Below are 17,978 nucleotides of genomic sequence, written 5' to 3' on the forward strand. Positions count from 1 at the left end.
AGGAAAATCAGAGGTTGCCGGTGTAATGCCAGCGTAAATAACGCAGCAAACGAAGCTGACGCTTAATGCGGCTCGGCTGCGAAAGCAGGCGGTAGAGCCACTCCAGCCCCAGCGTTTGCCAGATTTTCGGTGCGCGTTTCACGTGACCGGTGAAAACATCGTAAGTCCCGCCAACGCCCATATACAGCGCATCCGGATGCACCAGACGGCAGTCGCGCATGAAGATCTCCTGCTTTGGCGATCCCATCGCAACGGTGACGATTTGCGCTCCGCTGGCATGAATGCGTTCAAACAGCGCCTGACGCTGCTCGGGTTTAAAATAACCATCCTGACTGCCAACGATATTCACATTCCACTGGTTGCGCAGTTTAGCTTCCGTCTGTGCCAGCACTTCAGGTTTACCGCCCACAAGAAATACCGGCGTCCCTTCTTTACCTGAACGCGCCATCAGCTCTTCCCAGAGATCGGCCCCGGCAACGCGGGAAACCTGCGCCTGCGGGTACTTTTTACGTACTGAACGTACAACGCTGATGCCATCAGCATATTTAAATTCGGCAGCGTTAATTAACTCCCTGACCTCGGCGTTATCTTCAATGGTCAGCATTTTTTCGGCATTAATGGCAACCAGCGTTCCCTGCTTAAGCTGCCCGTCAGCAAACAGATAATCGAGGGCGTGCTGCATATCACGCCAACCAATCAACTGTAAGCCACGCAGCGTATAGGTCGGTGCTGTGGTGTTGTTATTCATTGTTATCCTTCAACCTGCGTCCGGAGCGATGATTTTGTACGTTTATGAATGAGTCCGGCGCTTTCAAAAAGCCAGTACAACAGTTTTGCGATCATCAGACATGCGCCGAAGACCACGATAAAAAAGACAACGCGTGAGACAAACGAATCCAGCCCTTCACGCGCCAGCACGATCATATTGAAGATCGCCCCGAAGCAGAAACTGTGCAATATCGCAGCCTTATAGCGATTAGTTTCGCGATTGCCCAGTTCATACAGCCAGTCGAACCATTTGATGATCAGTCCAACCACAATCGCCCCGAGCGGGATGAACAACGCGCCGCCCATAACAACCAGTGAGCCTATAAGCGTAGGCGAGATCGCCAGCCCGGAGTGGTTATTCAGCACTTCCCAGGTAAAGTAGTTGGCGGAGTTCAGTACCATACTCGGGCGACCCGGCCACAGCCAGGAAGGGATAAAGACATAGAAATCGCGGACAATGGGAGCCAGGCCCTGGAAGTCGATGTTGTCGTAGTTCTGCAACAGCAATGCCAGATTCTCCCACGGTGAAAAGGTATCGCGGGTGAGATAGAGAAACGTATAGAACGCTTCATCGCCGCTCACATTCATTCCATAGCGTTTTAGCGCCAGCCAGAACATGCCCACAATCCCCAGCACGCCCGCCGCCGCCAGCATCCACAACGAAATCCAGCCGCGAATAATGCCAATAAACAGGAAGATAGCGAATGCGATGATGATATTGGCGCGAGTGCCGCCGACAATCATATAAGTCAGCAAGCCAAAGGCGACCGTGCTGACGAGGAAAAACAGCCACGCTTTGCTGTCCTGGCGCAGAAAGTAGACCACCAGCATTGCTGGGATGAAAAAGTAAAAGAAGCGCTTTAACGCCACGCCGGAGACTTCACTGGAGAAGATCTGACTGTAGGAGTTAAGCCGGAACAGCAAAAATCCGTTGTGCATGAAGAAGATGCCGACGCTCACCAGTGCAATGCCCATCAGAATCACCCATGTGAGATTGGTCTCCACGCGGTTCATGGTAAACAATGGGCGGCGCGGTACATCGGTAGTGCGTTTGCGTAGGCGGGTTTTGTAAGTGACGTAGTAAACCGCATAGAAGCAGCCCGCAGAAAGCAACGCCTGTAACAAGATTTCTGGCGGCGCGACACCAACATCAAAGCGAAATACCAGCACGCTGGTCAGCGGAAAGCCGAAGAAAAAGGTGAGCAAAAACAGCAATGAAAAGAAGACATTGAAGTTAAAGCGCACACGGCGAAACTCAAACCAGGTCAGCGTGGCGATAAACAGCGTGCAGAGCAGCCAGACAACAAACAAGCCACTGAATTGCAGCAGACTCATGCGACCTCCCCGGCGGCAATCGCCAACGCCCGCTGCCAGCCTTGCAGATAGTTCGGGCTAAAGAAGGCAATGGTGTTTTTATCCACCGACGCCAGCTGGCGCTGCGCTTCACGCACAATATCCTCGTTGAGATCGTCGGTAGTAAACAGCACCGGCAAATGCTGTTCCGTCATATCCTGCCAGAACGGATTTTCCCGGTTAAGCACACAAGGAATACCCGCCTGAATCAGTAAGCACAGCGTACCAATGCCCTGCTGGCGGGCAAAAATAAAGTAACCGAGATCGCACTGACGAAGTAGCGCCAGATAGGCATCAAATTCCAGTTTTTCGCTCAGAACTTGCAGATTTTCTTCGCTGAATAACGCCAGCCCCGCCAGGCGAACTTCATTGATATATGCATCGTTATTGGGTGGATATCCCATCGGCACCACGACTTTTACCGTATCGCCAAATTGCTGATGAACGGCGCGTAAGGCGGCGACATGCTCATTGCTGCGGTCACCGGAGTTCCCCACCAGAATGGTCATTTTCCCTTCACGTTGGCGATCGTTCGCCATCGTATTGAGAGAAGGGTCCATCCGCGTCGGGAAGTACAGCAGTTCGCCCCGCACCTTTGGATGCGTTTTGGCAAAAAAACTCAAATCACCGCGGGTGGCAAATACACAGCCGACTCGCTTTTGCGCCAGGCGACGCAACGGGTAAAAAAGCTTATATCTCAAGCCACTGGAAAGCTCATACAGGTCTGCCCCCCAGATATGCCAGAAAAACTGGCTGGGCTTAATGCCACCACTCAGCAGAGCCAGCCACAGTTTGGGATTGAACTGACCGTGGAAAAAAAATCGCTGCTGACGGTTAGCTTTTGCTTTCGCGATGACCGCTTCCGCCAGCGATTTTTTCCCAGGGAAAAATTGCACAGAAAGCGCCGGACAGCTATCACTTAAGCCATCGTCCTTGCCAACAACCATAAACTCGCGCGCATGCTCGCTCGTCGCGGCCAGCACGTCGTTGAAAAACCGCAAAACGGTTTGGTTATGGTGAGGGATATCCGATCCCAGTACGTGAATCAGTACAGTCATGCCCGCCTACGCCAGAGTAAAAACACGCCACAACAAAGAGAAAAATAGACGATATAGGTTGCCATATAGGCCTGCGCCGCGCCCAGTGCACCATGCGCAGGGATTAGCCAGTGGGCAAATACCATCAATAAAGTGAACTGGCTGACTTCCGCCAGAATATAAAACCGCAGTGACGCTTTGGCGATCACCAGATAACCAAAGACATAAGCGCCCACTTTTAACACATCACCCACTAACTGCCAGGCAAAGAGATCGCGCATAGCGGTAAATTTATTCGACAACAGCAGCCAGATAGCAAAATCACGCAGCAACCAGACGGTAAAACTCGCCGCCGCCACTGCCGGTAAGACGAATTTCAGCGATTTAACCACTTCCCGGGTGATATCGCGCTTTTCCGTTAGCCGCGACAACGTGGGCAGCAAATATACGCTGAACGATGCCGTAATAAATTGCAGGTAGGCATCGGAAATACTGCTCACCCCTTGCCAGATCCCCACTTCATCCCAGCTATACTGCGCCGCCAACAGTTTACGCATCATGATGTACGCAACGGGCAAGGTCACCGACGTAATCAACGCCATGAGCGTAAATTTGCTCAACTGCCCTGCCAGGCCGTTATCCCAGCAGGGTTTCAGATAGCTTAACGGGATGGCACCACGTTTGATCAACATGATGACGGCAGGAATCACCACCAACGCGGGAATCAACGCCAGCCCCAGCAACGCCCCTTCATAACCACCCAAACGGTAACTGACGTAGTACGCGAGAACGCCAATCAAGCTACCGACAATCAGCGATAACGCATTACCAGCGGCATCGCGAAAGCCTTTCATCAACGCCAGTAACAGGTTGCCCCAGGCGATCCCCATTTGCACCAACGCCACTAAACGCACCAGCCCCTGATAGTCGGTATTACCAAACAATCCCTGGCTAATTGGCGCTGCCGCCAGCACAAAAACCAGCGCCATCAGCGTAGAGAAGCCAAGCACCATCGCTGATGAAGTACCGACCACGCGGCGCAGCTGCTGCGGATTATCATGGTACTGGGCAACGTATTTGGTTACGCCGTTAAAGATGCCTGCCCCAGCAAGCACGCCGAGCACGGTAATTAACTGGCGGAAATTTGCCGCCAGCCCAAGCCCCGCCGGACCAAATGACACCGCCAGCAACTTACCGACCAGTAACCCGGCACCAATCTTGACCAGTGTACTGGCCGCCGTCCACAAGGACGCTTTTGCCAACGACATATCAGGAGAAGTAGTTCAACAAGGTCGCAATTACCGTGCGCTGATTGACGGGCGACAGGTTGTAGAACAACGGCAGGCGCAGCAGGCGCTCGCTCTCTTTGGTGGTGTAGCGTTCTTCACCGTGGAACTCACCAAAGCGTTCCCCCGCAGGGCAACCGTGCAGCGGAATGTAATGGAACACCGCCATGATTTCCGCTTCTTTCAGAAAGTTAATCAACGCGCTCCGGTCATCAATATCCCGCAGTTTAATGTAGAACATATGCGCGTTCTGCACGCAGCCATCCGGAATCGATGGTAGCTCGATACGCCCGGCTTTCGCCAGAGGCGCTAACGCATCGTAGTAGTTTTGCCACAGCGCCAGACGTTGCTGGTTGATACGATCCGCAGCTTCCAGTTGCGCCCACAGGTACGCAGCTTGCAGATCGGACATCAAATAGCTGGAGCCAATATCGCGCCAGGTATATTTATCGACCTGACCACGGAAGAACTGGCTGCGGTTTGTGCCTTTTTCACGGATGATCTCGGCTCGTTCGATTAACGCTTTATCGTTAATCAGCGTCGCGCCGCCTTCACCGCCCGCCGTGTAGTTTTTGGTTTCATGGAAGCTAAAGCAGCCAATATGACCAATGGTTCCCAGCGCACGCCCTTTATAAGTGGACATCACGCCCTGAGCGGCATCTTCCACCACAAACAGATTATGCTTTTTCGCCAACGCCATAATGGTGTCCATTTCACAGGCCACGCCTGCGTAATGCACCGGCACGATAACGCGCGTTTTGTCAGTGATCGCCGCTTCAATCAGCGTTTCGTCGATGTTCATGGTGTCCGGGCGAACATCCACAAAGACGATTTTCGCGCCACGCAGCACAAAGGCATTGGCGGTGGAGACAAAGGTGTAGCTCGGCATGATCACTTCATCGCCAGGCTGGATATCGAGCAGCAGCGCCGCCATCTCCAGAGAAGCGGTGCAGGACGGCGTCAGTAACACTTTGGCGCTGCCAAAACGTTGCTCCAGCCACTGCTGGCAGCGACGGGTAAAACCGCCATCGCCACACAGTTTGCCGCTACCCATTGCCGACTGCATATAGTCGAGTTCGGTTCCCACCACCGGCGGTGCGTTAAATGGAATCATGTGATCACCTGTATAACCAGTACGCGGTGCTTTCTACATTCGCACCACTTTGTATGTATCGTTTAAGCGCGGCGGTGTTGCCCATCTGGGTCGCCACCCGCAAAGTTGTTTTACCGCGAGCATACGCCCAGTTTAGCGCCGTTTGCATCAGCTCAGCACCTGCACCGCGTCCAGCCAGCAGGCCAATTCGTGTATCTGTCGCATTGAGTTCCCGTAAAGAGACATAGCCGCGAATATCGCCGGACGCCGCACGTAAAATCAGACATTGATGATCAAAGGTGCCGCGCACGGCATTTTCAATCCACTGCGCATAAAAGCGACCGCTGGCGTCAGGCGCATACCATGGCGCACGAAAACGGCTTTGCGCAAATGCGGCGCTGGCTAACTGACGTAATGCGGGAATATCTGTCTCTTGTGCCACTTCAGCGCCGCTATCACTGACATTGTTCACGGGTAGCGCCAAATCAACTTCACCTTCAACCAGGCAGAATCCCAGCTGTTGCAAGGCATCCAGCTCAACAGTATTTGATGCAGTAATTTTGGCCTGTACTCGTGACCACGGCGCTAAAGCGTCTGGCGTCAGGAGTGGCGCATCAGGAGTGAGATGCACGATAGCGCTGTTAACGCCAAAGAAGGCATTTTCCCAGGCTAGTGGTTCAATACTGGCGCGGACGGGCACGGAGTAACTCCAGCAGATATTGGCCGTAGCCAGTTTTCGCTAATGAACTGGCAGCACGCTTCACACCTTCGTCATCGAGCCAGCCGTTACGCCAGGCAATCTCTTCCAGGCAGGCAATCTTAAAGCCCTGGCGTTTTTCCACCGTCTGTACAAAGGTACTGGCTTCAATCAGGCTGTCGTGTGTGCCGGTGTCCAGCCAGGCAAATCCGCGCCCGAGCAGTTCAACGGTCAGGTTGCCTGCCTCAAGGTACATCTGGTTGATGGAGGTAATCTCCAGTTCACCACGCTCCGACGGCTTCACCTGCTTTGCGTACTCCACAACTTTACTGTCGTAGAAATAAAGCCCGGTCACCGCCCAGTTTGATTTTGGCTGTTTTGGCTTTTCTTCCAGAGAGATAGCGCGGAAATTGTCGTCAAACTCCACGACGCCAAAGCGTTCTGGATCCATTACCTGATAGCCAAATACCGTCGCCCCTTGCGTGCGCGCCGCAACATGACGCAGCTTCGGACTGAAGCCCTGACCGAAGAAGATGTTATCGCCCAGCACCAGACAAGATGGCTCACCATTAAGGAAGGTTTCACCGATGATAAATGCCTGCGCAAGACCGTCCGGGCTGGGCTGTTCGGCATATTCCAGCTGGATACCGAACTCACTACCATCACCCAGCAGGCGCTGGAAATAACCTTTATCTTCCGGCGTGGTGATGATGAGAATTTCGCGGATACCGGCCAGCATCAGCACCGACAGCGGATAGTAAATCATTGGCTTATCGTAAATCGGCAATAGTTGCTTCGATACGCCGCGCGTAATCGGATGCAATCGGGTGCCGGAACCGCCCGCCAGGATAATACCTTTCATGTTTGCCTCCGCTGAGAATTAGCCGTTCAGACCTAAACGCTCACCCTGATAGCTGCCGTCCTGCACCTGCTTCCACCAGCTTTCATTAGCCAGATACCACTGCACTGTTTTACGCATTCCACTTTCAAAGGTTTCCTGCGGCAGCCAGCCAAGTTCACGGGCAATTTTCGAAGCATCAATGGCATAGCGTAGGTCATGCCCTGGACGGTCAGCGACAAAGGTAATCAGATCGCGATAGTGCGCCACACCGTGCGGTTTATTCGGGGCCAGTTCTTCCAGCAGCTCGCAGATGGTTTCCACAACCTCGAGATTCTTACGCTCGTTGTGACCACCAATATTATAGGTTTCACCGACTTTCCCGGTGGTTACCACGCAATACAGCGCACGGGCATGATCTTCAACATATAACCAGTCACGGATTTGCTGCCCGTTGCCATATACCGGCAGCGGTTTACCCGCCAGCGCGTTGAGAATCATCAGCGGGATCAGTTTTTCCGGAAAGTGGTAAGGACCGTAGTTATTAGAGCAGTTGGTGATTAACGTCGGCAGGCCGTAGGTCCGCAGCCAGGCGCGCACCAGATGGTCGCTGCTTGCTTTTGAAGCAGAATAAGGGCTGCTCGGCGAATACGGCGTGGTTTCGGTGAAGAAATCATCTGTGGAATGCAGGTCACCGTATACTTCGTCGGTGGAGATATGATGAAAACGGAACGCCGATTTTTTGTCTTCTGCCAGCGCATTCCAGTAAGCCCGCGCCGCTTCAAGCAGTGTATAAGTCCCGACAATGTTGGTTTCGATAAACGCTGCTGGGCCGTCAATAGAACGGTCAACATGGCTTTCAGCTGCCAGATGCATGACGCAGTCTGGCTGATGTTCTGTGAAAATGCGCGCCAACTCTGCCCGATCGCAGATATCAACTTTCTCAAAGGCAAAGCGATCGCTTTGCGCGACTGGTGCCAACGACATCAGGTTTCCGGCGTAGGTCAGCTTATCGACCACCACCACCGCATCGTTCGTCTCGTTGATGATATAACGCACCAGCGCCGAGCCAATAAACCCGGCACCGCCTGTTATCAGAATCTTTCTCATTAGCGCCAGACTCCTTTGGCATCGACGACATACTGCTGATGGACGTTGTCGCCATTGATAACTTTGAACTGACTATGATCGACCAACATCACCAGCACATCTGCCGTTGCCAGCGCCTCGTCAAGCTGCGCCAGAGTACAAAGCCCATTCAGTTTGTTCGGCAACTGGTGAATGTTAGGCTCAACAACCAGCGTTTCGCCGCTGTGCCACTGAGCGATCAATTCAGCGATTTCCATCGCCGGACTTTCGCGCAGGTCATCAATATTCGGTTTAAACGCCAGACCAAAACAGGCAATTTTCAGCTCACTGGCGCGTTTATCGGTAGCGGCCAGGCAGTCGGCAACCGCCGCTTTGACCTGATCAATCACCCAGAACGGTTTGTGATCGTTTACTTCACGCGCGGTACGGATAAGCCGCGCCTGCTGCGGATTCTGTGCCACGATAAACCACGGATCAACAGCGATGCAGTGACCACCCACGCCAGGGCCAGGTTGAAGAATATTGACGCGAGGGTGACGATTCGCCAGGCGAATCAGTTCCCAGACGTTAATCCCCTGATCGGCGCAAATCAGCGACAGTTCGTTAGCAAAAGCGATATTCACATCGCGGAAGCTGTTCTCGGTGAGTTTACACATTTCCGCCGTCCGTGAGTTAGTGACGACACACTCACCTTCGAGGAAAATTTTGTACAGTTCGCTGGCACGGGCCGAACAAACCGGCGTCATACCACCAATCACGCGATCGTTTTTAATCAGCTCGACCATAACCTGGCCCGGTAACACGCGTTCCGGGCAGTAAGCAATGTTGACGTCCGCCTGCTCGCCCACCTGCTGTGGGAAAGTCAGGTCCGGACGCATCTCTGCTAACCATTCTGCCATCTTCTCGGTTGAACCCACCGGCGAGGTGGACTCAAGGATCACCAGCGCGCCTTTTTTCAGCACTGGCGCAATGGAGCGAGCAGCCGATTCAACGTAAGCCATATCAGGCTCATGATCGCCTTTAAACGGCGTGGGTACAGCAATCAGCCAGGCATCCGCTTCAACCGGCGTCGTGCTCGCTCGTAAAAAACCGCCTTCTACGGCAGTTTTTACTACGCTCGCCAAATCAGGCTCGACGATATGGATTTCGCCTCGATTGATGGTATCAACCGCGTGTTGGTTGATATCAACACCAATCACCTGTTTTTGCCGGGAGGCAAACGCTGCCGCCGTTGGCAGTCCAATGTAACCCAGTCCAATGACAGAAATGGTCGCAAAACTCATAGTGATATCCGATTATTTTTTAACGCTTCCAGAATGCGAGAGCATGCCTGACCATCACCATACGGGTTATGGGCGCGGCTCATGGTTTGATATTCGTTTTCGTCTTTTAAAAGACGCGTCACTTCCTCGACGATTCGCTGCTTATCCGTGCCGACCAGACGCACCGTACCTGCCGTCACCGCTTCCGGACGCTCGGTGGTATCGCGCATCACCAGCACCGGTTTCCCCAGCGAAGGCGCTTCCTCCTGAATGCCGCCTGAGTCAGTCAAAATCAGCCAGGCGTGGTTCATCAGCCAGACAAACGGTAAATACTCCTGAGGATCGATCAGAATGACATTTTTCACGTGCCCCAGAATGCGATTGACCGGCTCTCTGACGTTCGGGTTGAGATGCACCGGATAGACAATCTGGATGTCCTGGTGCGTGGTGGCGATGTCTGCCAGTGCATGGCAGATTTCTTCAAAGCCACGACCAAAACTCTCACGTCTGTGACCGGTCACCAGAATCATCTTTTTATCGGGGTCGATAAACGGGTAATTTGCCGCCAGCTCTGAACGCAGCGTGTCGCTGCTCATCACCTGGTCACGCACCCATAACAGTGCATCAATGACTGTATTACCGGTAATGAAGATTCGGCTGTCAGCAACGTTTTCACGCAGCAAGTTTTGCCGGGACGTTTCGGTTGGAGAGAAGTGATACATCGCCAGATGCCCGGTCAATGTACGATTTGCCTCTTCCGGCCACGGCGAATAGAGATCGCCCGTGCGCAGACCAGCCTCAACGTGACCAACAGGAATACGCTGATAAAACGCTGCCAGGCTGGTTGCCAGCGTCGTCGTCGTATCACCGTGAACCAGCACGACGTCTGGTTTGAATTCGGCAAGAATTGGTTTTAGCCCTTCCAGAATCCGACAGGTTATCTCTGTCAGACCCTGTCCTGGCTGCATTATGTTGAGATCGTAGTCAGGTACAATGGAAAAGAGTTTCAGCACCTGATCGAGCATCTCCCGATGCTGCGCAGTGACGCAAACTTTAGCCTCAAAAAAAGGATCTTTTGCCAACGCATGCACCAACGGCGCCATCTTGATGGCTTCCGGGCGCGTACCAAATACAGTCAGTACTTTCACATCGATTCTCTTCGAATAAGCGGCGAGCGCCTTTGCGCTCACCGCAGCAGTGTTGCTATTTCGAGCAACGGCGGGTTAATGCGACACCAGCCCCGATCAGCCCCCCGACAATGCCCCACATAATCATCAGGAAGGCACGACGTGGGCTATCGCGTTTTACCGGTTCTTCCGGCGTACGCAAATAGCGATAGGTCTGAAAACGCGGATCCAGGGTTGGACCAACATTCAGGGTGTTTAACATGGCCCGATTCTGATCATAGTCGAGATCAAAGGCCGGACCGACGGCCTGTAAATTTTCCAGTCGCGCCTGGAGCATTGGACGCCCAAGCAGGAACATTTCTGAATCAGGTAGTTCCTCGGCAGGTACATCTGTCGCACTGCGCGAAATATTATGCTGCTCAGCAATTTTCAGCGCCTGTTCAATGCTGTTCATCCGGCGGTCGTAGATGGCTTTCGCCACTTCTTCCTGACGCTTCACCTGAGCTTTCATCTGGATGGTACGCGCCGCCCATGCGCCTTTCAGCTCATCATTCAGATGGCTGGCTGCTCGTTGGCTGGCAAACGCAACATACTGACGTAACAGGTTATTAGCGTCAGGCGCGGTTTCGGCAATCAGCTTAACGCTATCATTGACCGCACGCGTGAAGTCACCGGGAATAAACACGATGTTGTTAATCATTTCATCCAGCAACGCCGCATCGGCTTTGCTGTTCCCGACCATCCGCTGTTTGTAATAGTCTGTCTGCAACCAGAAATCGCGGCGGGTATCCCACGAGGCCAGTTGCATAACAAACTCTTTATAGGCTTCATCCATGACCGATGGTTGGTCGGCAGAAGCCATGTTCGAACGGACGTCCAGGTTACGCAAAAATTGCTGCTGCGAGTAGTATCCTCCCAGCATATTCACTGTTGGACGATCGGTAATCGCCGTCGAGCTCCACTCCTGACGAGCAAAAAAAGTATACGCCAGCGCGATTAACGCAAACGCCAGCCCCATGCCAATAATCCACAGCTTCCCAGCCCACAAGGTACGAAACAACCCACGAATATCCAGTTCATTTTCAGCGGCTTCGGCCGGTTTCCCAGGCATTGGTTGTGTCATCACATCCTCATTTATTTGGTTAAATTGGGGCTGCCACCACGATTTCTACGCAGTCTGCGTTTTACGCGCTTAATAAAGCGAGCAACTTTCCAGGCACGCTTAATGCAATATCCATAGAGGAAGAATGCTAGCAAAAAGAGCACCAGCATGACCCATTCCGGGACAAAATGAGAGTATTCTGCCAGCACGCCAATTGAGGCGAGCAGTGCTGCGGCAAGGGTAATCAGCACAAACGCCTGGCGGGAAGTAAACCCGGCACGCATGATCAAATGGTGAATATGCTGACGGTCAGGAGAGAATGGGCTCATGCCTTTACGCAGGCGACGGTACATAATTGCCACCATATCCATTAGCGGAATGGCGATAATCCATAATGCAGTAACCGGGCTTATTGGGTGCGTTTTTCCCTGAGTCGTTTCGAGCAGGATCCAGATAACGGTAAAACCAATCAGCGTACTGCCCGCATCACCCATAAAGACTTTGTAGCGGCGACCCAGGATACCAAGGTTGAGCATGATATAGGGCAGGATGGCGGCGATCATCGCAAAGCACCAGATAGCGAGGCTGGTTTGCCCGTCGAACCACAAAATCATACCGATTGCACCGAACGAGACGCAGGACAACCCGCCCAGCAAGCCATCAATGCCATCAACCATGTTGAACGCATTAATGGCCGCCCAGACGGCAAATAGCGTCAGGAAGTAACCAAACGGTCCGAGCACCATCTCCCAGGAGCCAAAGATATAACCCAGGCTACTGAGATAAAGGTTGCCGAACACCATCATAACAATGCCAACAGCGGCCTGTATGGTGGCACGGATTTTTACGCTGATATCAAAACGGTCATCCAGCGCACCGATGAACACAAGCACACCGGCACAAGCGAGATAGAGAGATGCATGCGGAATATAATAATCGACAATTCCGAACGTGAAGCAAATCCCTGCGTAAACCGAAATACCCCCAACGAGAGGTATCAATCCCTGGTGACGTTTGCGGAAGTTAGGTTTATCCACTAAACCGACTTTTTTTGCTACCTTTCGGGCAAAAAACAGAAACAGTGTCGTGAATAAAAAAATACTGATGAGATCAGTACTCACTGTCAGTAAGTTCACAATGCATGCTCTCAGAGAAAATTATTAGCAGAAGTATAACCACGAAGACCTTTATTCAGAAGGGAAAGTCTGTTCCGAACCCACCAGTCCTGTGCAAAAATTAATCATTCGATATGCAAATTGCATAACACACGAGCAAAACCCAGGAATTTTCCTAACATTGCCAGTGCGGCAATAAGATTACAGATATAAAAGCAAAACGCCACGTAAACACGTGGCGTTTTTGGCATAAGACAAATTTATGAGCGCTTCATCATTTCGAAGAAATCGTCATTGGTCTTGGTCATCGCCAGTTTATTAATGAGGAACTCCATGGCATCGATTTCGCCCATCGGGTGAATGATTTTGCGCAGGATCCACATTTTCTGCAGCTCTTCCTGAGTAGTGAGCAGCTCTTCTTTACGGGTACCGGAACGGTTGTAGTCGATTGCCGGGAAGACGCGTTTTTCAGCGATCTTACGAGAGAGGTGCAGTTCCATGTTGCCTGTACCTTTAAACTCTTCGTAGATAACTTCGTCCATCTTGGAACCGGTATCGATAAGCGCGGTAGCGATGATGGTCAGGCTGCCGCCCTCTTCCACATTACGCGCCGCACCGAAGAAGCGTTTCGGGCGATGCAGGGCGTTGGCATCCACACCACCGGTCAGCACTTTACCTGACGCCGGAACAACGGTGTTGTAAGCACGCGCCAAACGAGTGATGGAGTCGAGCAGAATGATAACGTCTTTCTTGTGCTCAACCAGGCGTTTCGCCTTCTCGATCACCATTTCCGCAACCTGAACGTGGCGAGATGCGGGTTCGTCAAAGGTGGAAGCAACAACTTCACCTTTTACCAGACGCTGCATCTCGGTGACTTCTTCCGGACGTTCGTCAATCAGCAGAACCATCAGCACACAATCCGGGTGGTTGTAAGCAATGCTCTGAGCAATGTTCTGCAGCAGCATGGTTTTACCGGCTTTCGGCGGTGCCACAATCAGACCACGCTGACCACGACCGATAGGTGATGCCAGATCCAGTACGCGAGCGGTTAAATCTTCAGTAGAACCGTTACCACGTTCCATGCGCAGACGAGAGTTTGCGTGCAGCGGGGTTAAGTTCTCAAAGAGGATTTTGTTGCGGGCGTTTTCAGGTTTGTCGAAGTTAACTTCGTTAACTTTCAGCAGCGCAAAATAGCGTTCACCTTCTTTCGGCGGGCGAATCTTACCAGAGATGGTATCACCAGTGCGGAGGTTGAAACGGCGGATTTGGCTAGGAGAAACGTAGATGTCATCAGGACCGGCGAGGTAGGAGCTGTCTGCGGAACGGAGGAAACCAAATCCATCCTGCAATATCTCCAGTACGCCATCACCAAAGATATCTTCGCCACTCTTTGCGTGCTGCTTCAGGATGGCAAAAATAATGTCCTGCTTACGCATACGAGCCAGGTTTTCCAGCCCCATATTTTCGCCGAGAGTGATCAGCTCAGAAACCGGCGTATTCTTTAATTCGGTAAGATTCATAGTGGTGTGAGTTCTTAAACTTGGGGTAAATCTCGAACTTAATGTTGTGAATGGTATGGCAGGATCATCCATGCCTGTTTACGGTCATCGACTCATGTCTTTTCGCTGCCTGGTCACAGGAGAGTACGCAGAACTGAAACGACAAGACGGATTGAGTGACGAGCCAGAAATCTGTTCACTTCGCATTTAAGATAAAACGGGAAGCGTTGGAAATTACAAGATTCAAACTTAATAAGGTATGTTTAATACGAAGTCAACACTAAGTTAGCATGACTCACGCCGGGCGTCCAGTTTTTAGCGACAGGGCACCCGAACATGAAATTCCCTTACGCCAGGTTAGCGTCGAGGAACTCTTTCAACTGACCTTTAGACAGTGCGCCCACTTTGGTTGCCGCCACTTCACCGTTTTTGAACAGCAGCAGAGTCGGGATACCACGGATGCCATATTTCGGCGCAGTGCCAGGGTTTTGATCGATGTTCAGTTTTGCAACGGTCAGTTTGCCCTGATATTCGTCAGCGATTTCATCCAGAATCGGGGCGATCATTTTGCACGGACCGCACCACTCTGCCCAGAAATCAACGAGGATCGCCCCGTCCGCTTTGAGTACATCCGTGTCAAAACTGTCGTCAGTCAGGTGAATAATTTTATCGCTCATATATAACTCCACAGGAATAAGCCTGGCGTGTTGGTTTCGTTGTTGGTGTAACATTAACCAACTAAAGGTTGACTTTATTTCACCGGATACGCTTTCGTAAAGCAATAGTAAGCTGATATTCTACCACACTATGAGCAAAACACATTTAACAGAACAGAAGTTTTCCGACTTCGCCCTGCATCCGAAGGTTGTAGAAGCCCTTGAAAAAAAAGGGTTTCATAACTGTACGCCCATTCAGGCACTGGCCCTTCCGCTGACGCTGGCGGGTCGTGACGTAGCCGGGCAGGCGCAAACCGGTACCGGGAAAACGATGGCGTTTCTTACGTCAACGTTTCATTATCTTCTCTCTCATCCCGCGATTGCCGATCGCAAGGTGAATCAGCCGCGTGCCTTAATTATGGCACCGACGCGTGAACTTGCCGTGCAGATCCACGCCGATGCGGAGCCACTGGCGCAAGCTACCGGCCTGAAGCTGGGTCTGGCTTACGGTGGTGATGGCTACGACAAACAGCTGAAAGTGCTGGAAAGCGGCGTTGACATACTGATTGGCACCACGGGTCGTTTAATTGACTACGCCAAGCAGAACCACATTAACCTCGGTGCCATTCAGGTGGTGGTACTGGACGAAGCCGATCGCATGTACGATCTGGGCTTTATTAAAGATATACGCTGGCTGTTCCGCCGTATGCCGCCTGCAAACCAGCGCCTCAACATGCTGTTCTCCGCCACGCTTTCGTACCGGGTACGCGAACTGGCATTCGAGCAGATGAACAATGCCGAATATATTGAAGTGGAACCGGAACAGAAAACGGGCCACCGTATAAAAGAAGAGCTTTTCTACCCTTCTAACGAAGAAAAAATGCGTTTGCTGCAAACGCTGATTGAAGAAGAATGGCCAGACCGAGCGATTATTTTCGCCAACACCAAACATCGTTGTGAAGAGATCTGGGGCCACCTGGCGGCAGATGGTCATCGTGTCGGTTTGTTGACAGGCGATGTCGCGCAGAAAAAACGTCTGCGTATCCTTGATGAATTTACCCGTGGCGATCTGGATATTCTGGTTGCCACCGACGTTGCTGCGCGTGGTTTGCACATCCCTGCGGTGACGCACGTCTTTAACTACGATTTACCCGATGACTGTGAAGATTACGTTCACCGTATTGGTCGTACAGGTCGCGCAGGCGCAAGCGGTCATTCTATCAGCCTGGCCTGTGAAGAGTATGCATTGAATTTGCCTGCTATTGAGACCTATATTGGTCACTCAATTCCGGTAAGCAAATACAATCCGGACGCATTGATGACCGATCTGCCAAAACCGCTGCGCCTCACACGCCCGCGTACAGGTAATGGTCCGCGTCGTACTGGTGCTCCGCGTAATCGTCGTCGTTCAGGTTAAATAAAAAATGTCATACTCAAAATCATTCAAACTGTATCAAGATGGCAAGAGAATTAATCCCAATGAGCTTACTGTAGTAAGTGATTCGGGTGAAAGAACGCAGCCAACGCAGAGACAGATTGAAGGATGAAGAGTATGGGTTCCACCTCGTCATTATATGCAGCCATTGATCTCGGTTCGAATAGTTTTCATATGCTGGTTGTGCGCGAGGTGGCTGGAAGCATCCAGACGCTGACGCGAATTAAACGCAAAGTGCGTCTGGCTGCTGGCCTGAACAGCGAAAATGCCCTGTCTAATGAAGCAATGGAGCGCGGTTGGCAATGTTTGCGCCTGTTTGCTGAACGTCTGCAAGATATCCCTTCCTCGCAAATTCGCGTTGTCGCCACGGCGACATTACGCCTTGCCGTCAATGCCGGTGATTTTATTGCCAAAGCGCAGGAAATCCTCGGTTGTCCGGTACAAGTGATCAGCGGTGAAGAAGAAGCTCGCCTGATTTATCAGGGTGTTGCTCACACCACTGGCGGTGCCGATCAGCGCCTGGTGGTGGATATCGGCGGCGCCAGTACTGAACTGGTAACCGGCACGGGCGCACAAACCACCTCGTTGTTCAGCCTGTCGATGGGCTGCGTCACCTGGCTGGAACGCTATTTTGCCGATCGTAATCTGGGGCAGGAAAATTTTGATGCCGCAGAAAAAGCGGCACGCGAAGTGTTACGTCCGGTTGCCGATGAATTGCGGTATCACGGCTGGAAAGTGTGCGTTGGTGCTTCCGGCACCGTGCAGGCCTTACAAGAAATCATGATGGCACAGGGGATGGATGAACGGATTACCCTGGAAAAGTTGCAGCAACTGAAACAACGCGCCATTCATTGTGGTCGACTGGAGGAACTGGAGATCGACGGACTGACGCTGGAACGTGCGTTAGTGTTCCCGAGTGGTCTGGCGATCCTGATAGCCATTTTTACCGAACTGAATATTCAGTGTATGACCCTGGCTGGTGGTGCACTGCGTGAAGGTCTGGTCTACGGCATGTTGCATCTGGCCGTCGAGCAGGATATTCGCAGCCGTACGCTGCGTAATATTCAACGCCGCTTTATGATCGATATTGATCAGGCTCAGCGAGTAGCCAAAGTTGCGGCTAATTTCTTCGATCAGGTGGAAAACGAATGGCATCTTGAAGCGATTAGCCGTGATTTGCTCATCAGCGCCTGTCAGCTTCATGAAATCGGTCTGAGCGTTGATTTCAAACAAGCGCCGCAACATGCTGCTTATCTGGTGCGTAATCTGGATCTTCCCGGTTTTACGCCTGCACAGAAAAAATTACTGGCGACGCTACTACTCAACCAGACGAACCCAATAGATCTCTCCTCGTTGCATCAACAAAATGCCGTACCGCCACGCGTCGCAGAACAACTCTGCCGTTTACTACGCCTGGCCATCATTTTTGCCAGCCGTCGCCGTGACGATCTCGTGCCAGAGATGACATTAAAGGCCAACCATGAACTGTTGACCTTGACGCTTCCGCAAGGTTGGCTAACCCAACATCCGCTGGGTAAAGAGATTATTGATCAGGAAAGCCAGTGGCAAAGCTATGTTCACTGGCCGTTGGAACTACATTAAAGAGTAATATGCCGGATGC

17 protein-coding genes are annotated in these 17,978 nt (G+C 52.0%); 2 read left to right on the forward strand and 15 right to left on the reverse strand.

The features are described 5' to 3' along the window. Nucleotides 1-7: 7 nt before the first annotated feature. The 15 genes from wecG to trxA form a co-directional block, all read right to left on the reverse strand. Nucleotides 8-748, reverse strand: a complete 741-nt coding sequence (gene wecG, locus BEB42_RS17875; RefSeq protein ID WP_001064049.1) for a lipopolysaccharide N-acetylmannosaminouronosyltransferase — start codon at nt 746-748, stop codon at nt 8-10. A 2-nt stretch (nt 749-750) separates the two neighbouring features. After that, nucleotides 751-2,103, reverse strand: a complete 1,353-nt coding sequence (gene wzyE / locus BEB42_RS17880; RefSeq protein WP_000055118.1) for an ECA oligosaccharide polymerase — start codon at nt 2,101-2,103, stop codon at nt 751-753. Next, nucleotides 2,100-3,179, reverse strand: coding sequence for a TDP-N-acetylfucosamine:lipid II N-acetylfucosaminyltransferase (gene rffT, locus BEB42_RS17885; RefSeq protein WP_000217210.1), 1,080 nt, complete (start codon nt 3,177-3,179; stop codon nt 2,100-2,102). The genes wzyE and rffT overlap by 4 nt, the downstream gene beginning before the upstream one ends. After that, nucleotides 3,176-4,426, reverse strand: a complete 1,251-nt coding sequence (gene wzxE, locus BEB42_RS17890; RefSeq protein ID WP_000050270.1) for a lipid III flippase WzxE — start codon at nt 4,424-4,426, stop codon at nt 3,176-3,178. The genes rffT and wzxE overlap by 4 nt, the downstream gene beginning before the upstream one ends. 1 nt (nt 4,427) lies before the next feature. Continuing rightward, nucleotides 4,428-5,558 carry a dTDP-4-amino-4,6-dideoxygalactose transaminase gene (gene rffA, locus BEB42_RS17895; RefSeq protein WP_000612045.1) on the reverse strand — a complete coding sequence of 377 codons (1,131 nt, stop codon included), beginning with the start codon at nt 5,556-5,558 and terminating at the stop codon, nt 4,428-4,430. A gap of 4 nt (nt 5,559-5,562) precedes the next feature. Then, on the reverse strand, nt 5,563-6,237 hold the full coding sequence (gene rffC, locus BEB42_RS17900) for a dTDP-4-amino-4,6-dideoxy-D-galactose acyltransferase (RefSeq protein ID WP_001145140.1): 675 nt from the start codon (nt 6,235-6,237) through the stop codon (nt 5,563-5,565). After that, complete coding sequence (rfbA, locus tag BEB42_RS17905) at nt 6,215-7,096, reverse strand: glucose-1-phosphate thymidylyltransferase RfbA (RefSeq protein ID WP_000676063.1); 882 nt, start codon at nt 7,094-7,096, stop codon at nt 6,215-6,217. The genes rffC and rfbA overlap by 23 nt, the downstream gene beginning before the upstream one ends. 18 nt (nt 7,097-7,114) lie before the next feature. Beyond that, nucleotides 7,115-8,182, reverse strand: coding sequence for a dTDP-glucose 4,6-dehydratase (rffG, locus tag BEB42_RS17910; RefSeq protein WP_001226575.1), 1,068 nt, complete (start codon nt 8,180-8,182; stop codon nt 7,115-7,117). Then, entirely contained in the window at nt 8,182-9,444 is a 1,263-nt protein-coding gene (wecC, locus tag BEB42_RS17915; protein WP_000006603.1) for a UDP-N-acetyl-D-mannosamine dehydrogenase, read from the reverse strand. Before wecC ends, rffG begins: the two co-directional genes overlap by 1 nt. Further along, nucleotides 9,441-10,571 carry a non-hydrolyzing UDP-N-acetylglucosamine 2-epimerase gene (wecB, locus tag BEB42_RS17920; protein WP_000866672.1) on the reverse strand — a complete coding sequence of 377 codons (1,131 nt, stop codon included), beginning with the start codon at nt 10,569-10,571 and terminating at the stop codon, nt 9,441-9,443. Before wecB ends, wecC begins: the two co-directional genes overlap by 4 nt. Nucleotides 10,572-10,626: 55 nt before the next feature. Next, nucleotides 10,627-11,673 carry an ECA polysaccharide chain length modulation protein gene (wzzE, locus tag BEB42_RS17925; RefSeq protein ID WP_001353696.1) on the reverse strand — a complete coding sequence of 349 codons (1,047 nt, stop codon included), beginning with the start codon at nt 11,671-11,673 and terminating at the stop codon, nt 10,627-10,629. An 11-nt stretch (nt 11,674-11,684) separates the two neighbouring features. Beyond that, complete coding sequence (gene wecA / locus BEB42_RS17930; RefSeq protein ID WP_001050974.1) at nt 11,685-12,788, reverse strand: UDP-N-acetylglucosamine--undecaprenyl-phosphate N-acetylglucosaminephosphotransferase; 1,104 nt, start codon at nt 12,786-12,788, stop codon at nt 11,685-11,687. A 239-nt stretch (nt 12,789-13,027) separates the two neighbouring features. Beyond that, nucleotides 13,028-14,287, reverse strand: a complete 1,260-nt coding sequence (rho, locus tag BEB42_RS17935) for a transcription termination factor Rho (protein ID WP_001054527.1) — start codon at nt 14,285-14,287, stop codon at nt 13,028-13,030. A gap of 84 nt (nt 14,288-14,371) precedes the next feature. Beyond that, nucleotides 14,372-14,473 carry a rho operon leader peptide RhoL gene (gene rhoL / locus BEB42_RS17940; RefSeq protein WP_001295255.1) on the reverse strand — a complete coding sequence of 34 codons (102 nt, stop codon included), beginning with the start codon at nt 14,471-14,473 and terminating at the stop codon, nt 14,372-14,374. Between the two features lie 140 nt (nt 14,474-14,613). Further along, on the reverse strand, nt 14,614-14,943 hold the full coding sequence (gene trxA, locus BEB42_RS17945) for a thioredoxin TrxA (protein ID WP_001280776.1): 330 nt from the start codon (nt 14,941-14,943) through the stop codon (nt 14,614-14,616). Between the two features lie 130 nt (nt 14,944-15,073). Here trxA and rhlB point away from each other — a divergent pair, with 130 nt between their 5' ends. Both rhlB and gppA read left to right on the forward strand, forming a co-directional pair. Beyond that, a complete protein-coding gene (gene rhlB, locus BEB42_RS17950; RefSeq protein ID WP_000047508.1) occupies nt 15,074-16,339 on the forward strand; it encodes an ATP-dependent RNA helicase RhlB in 1,266 nt (421 codons plus the stop codon). Between the two features lie 135 nt (nt 16,340-16,474). Beyond that, a complete protein-coding gene (gene gppA / locus BEB42_RS17960) occupies nt 16,475-17,959 on the forward strand; it encodes a guanosine-5'-triphosphate,3'-diphosphate diphosphatase (protein WP_001353695.1) in 1,485 nt (494 codons plus the stop codon). Nucleotides 17,960-17,978: the final 19 nt, after the last annotated feature.

The sequence above is a fragment of the Escherichia sp. MOD1-EC5990 genome (assembly GCF_002965285.1).
Lineage (GTDB): Bacteria > Pseudomonadota > Gammaproteobacteria > Enterobacterales > Enterobacteriaceae > Escherichia > Escherichia coli_F.

Coding starts and splice junctions, on each gene's coding strand:
- wecG (WP_001064049.1), bottom strand. CDS start 748: ATGAATAACAACACCACAGCACCGACCTATACGCTGCGTGGCTTACAG.
- wzyE (WP_000055118.1), bottom strand. CDS start 2,103: ATGAGTCTGCTGCAATTCAGTGGCTTGTTTGTTGTCTGGCTGCTCTGC.
- rffT (WP_000217210.1), bottom strand. CDS start 3,179: ATGACTGTACTGATTCACGTACTGGGATCGGATATCCCTCACCATAAC.
- wzxE (WP_000050270.1), bottom strand. CDS start 4,426: ATGTCGTTGGCAAAAGCGTCCTTGTGGACGGCGGCCAGTACACTGGTC.
- rffA (WP_000612045.1), bottom strand. CDS start 5,558: ATGATTCCATTTAACGCACCGCCGGTGGTGGGAACCGAACTCGACTAT.
- rfbA (WP_000676063.1), bottom strand. CDS start 7,096: ATGAAAGGTATTATCCTGGCGGGCGGTTCCGGCACCCGATTGCATCCG.
- rffG (WP_001226575.1), bottom strand. CDS start 8,182: ATGAGAAAGATTCTGATAACAGGCGGTGCCGGGTTTATTGGCTCGGCG.
- wecC (WP_000006603.1), bottom strand. CDS start 9,444: ATGAGTTTTGCGACCATTTCTGTCATTGGACTGGGTTACATTGGACTG.
- wzzE (WP_001353696.1), bottom strand. CDS start 11,673: ATGACACAACCAATGCCTGGGAAACCGGCCGAAGCCGCTGAAAATGAA.
- rho (WP_001054527.1), bottom strand. CDS start 14,287: ATGAATCTTACCGAATTAAAGAATACGCCGGTTTCTGAGCTGATCACT.
- rhoL (WP_001295255.1), bottom strand. CDS start 14,473: ATGCGAAGTGAACAGATTTCTGGCTCGTCACTCAATCCGTCTTGTCGT.
- trxA (WP_001280776.1), bottom strand. CDS start 14,943: ATGAGCGATAAAATTATTCACCTGACTGACGACAGTTTTGACACGGAT.
- rhlB (WP_000047508.1), top strand. CDS start 15,074: ATGAGCAAAACACATTTAACAGAACAGAAGTTTTCCGACTTCGCCCTG.
- gppA (WP_001353695.1), top strand. CDS start 16,475: ATGGGTTCCACCTCGTCATTATATGCAGCCATTGATCTCGGTTCGAAT.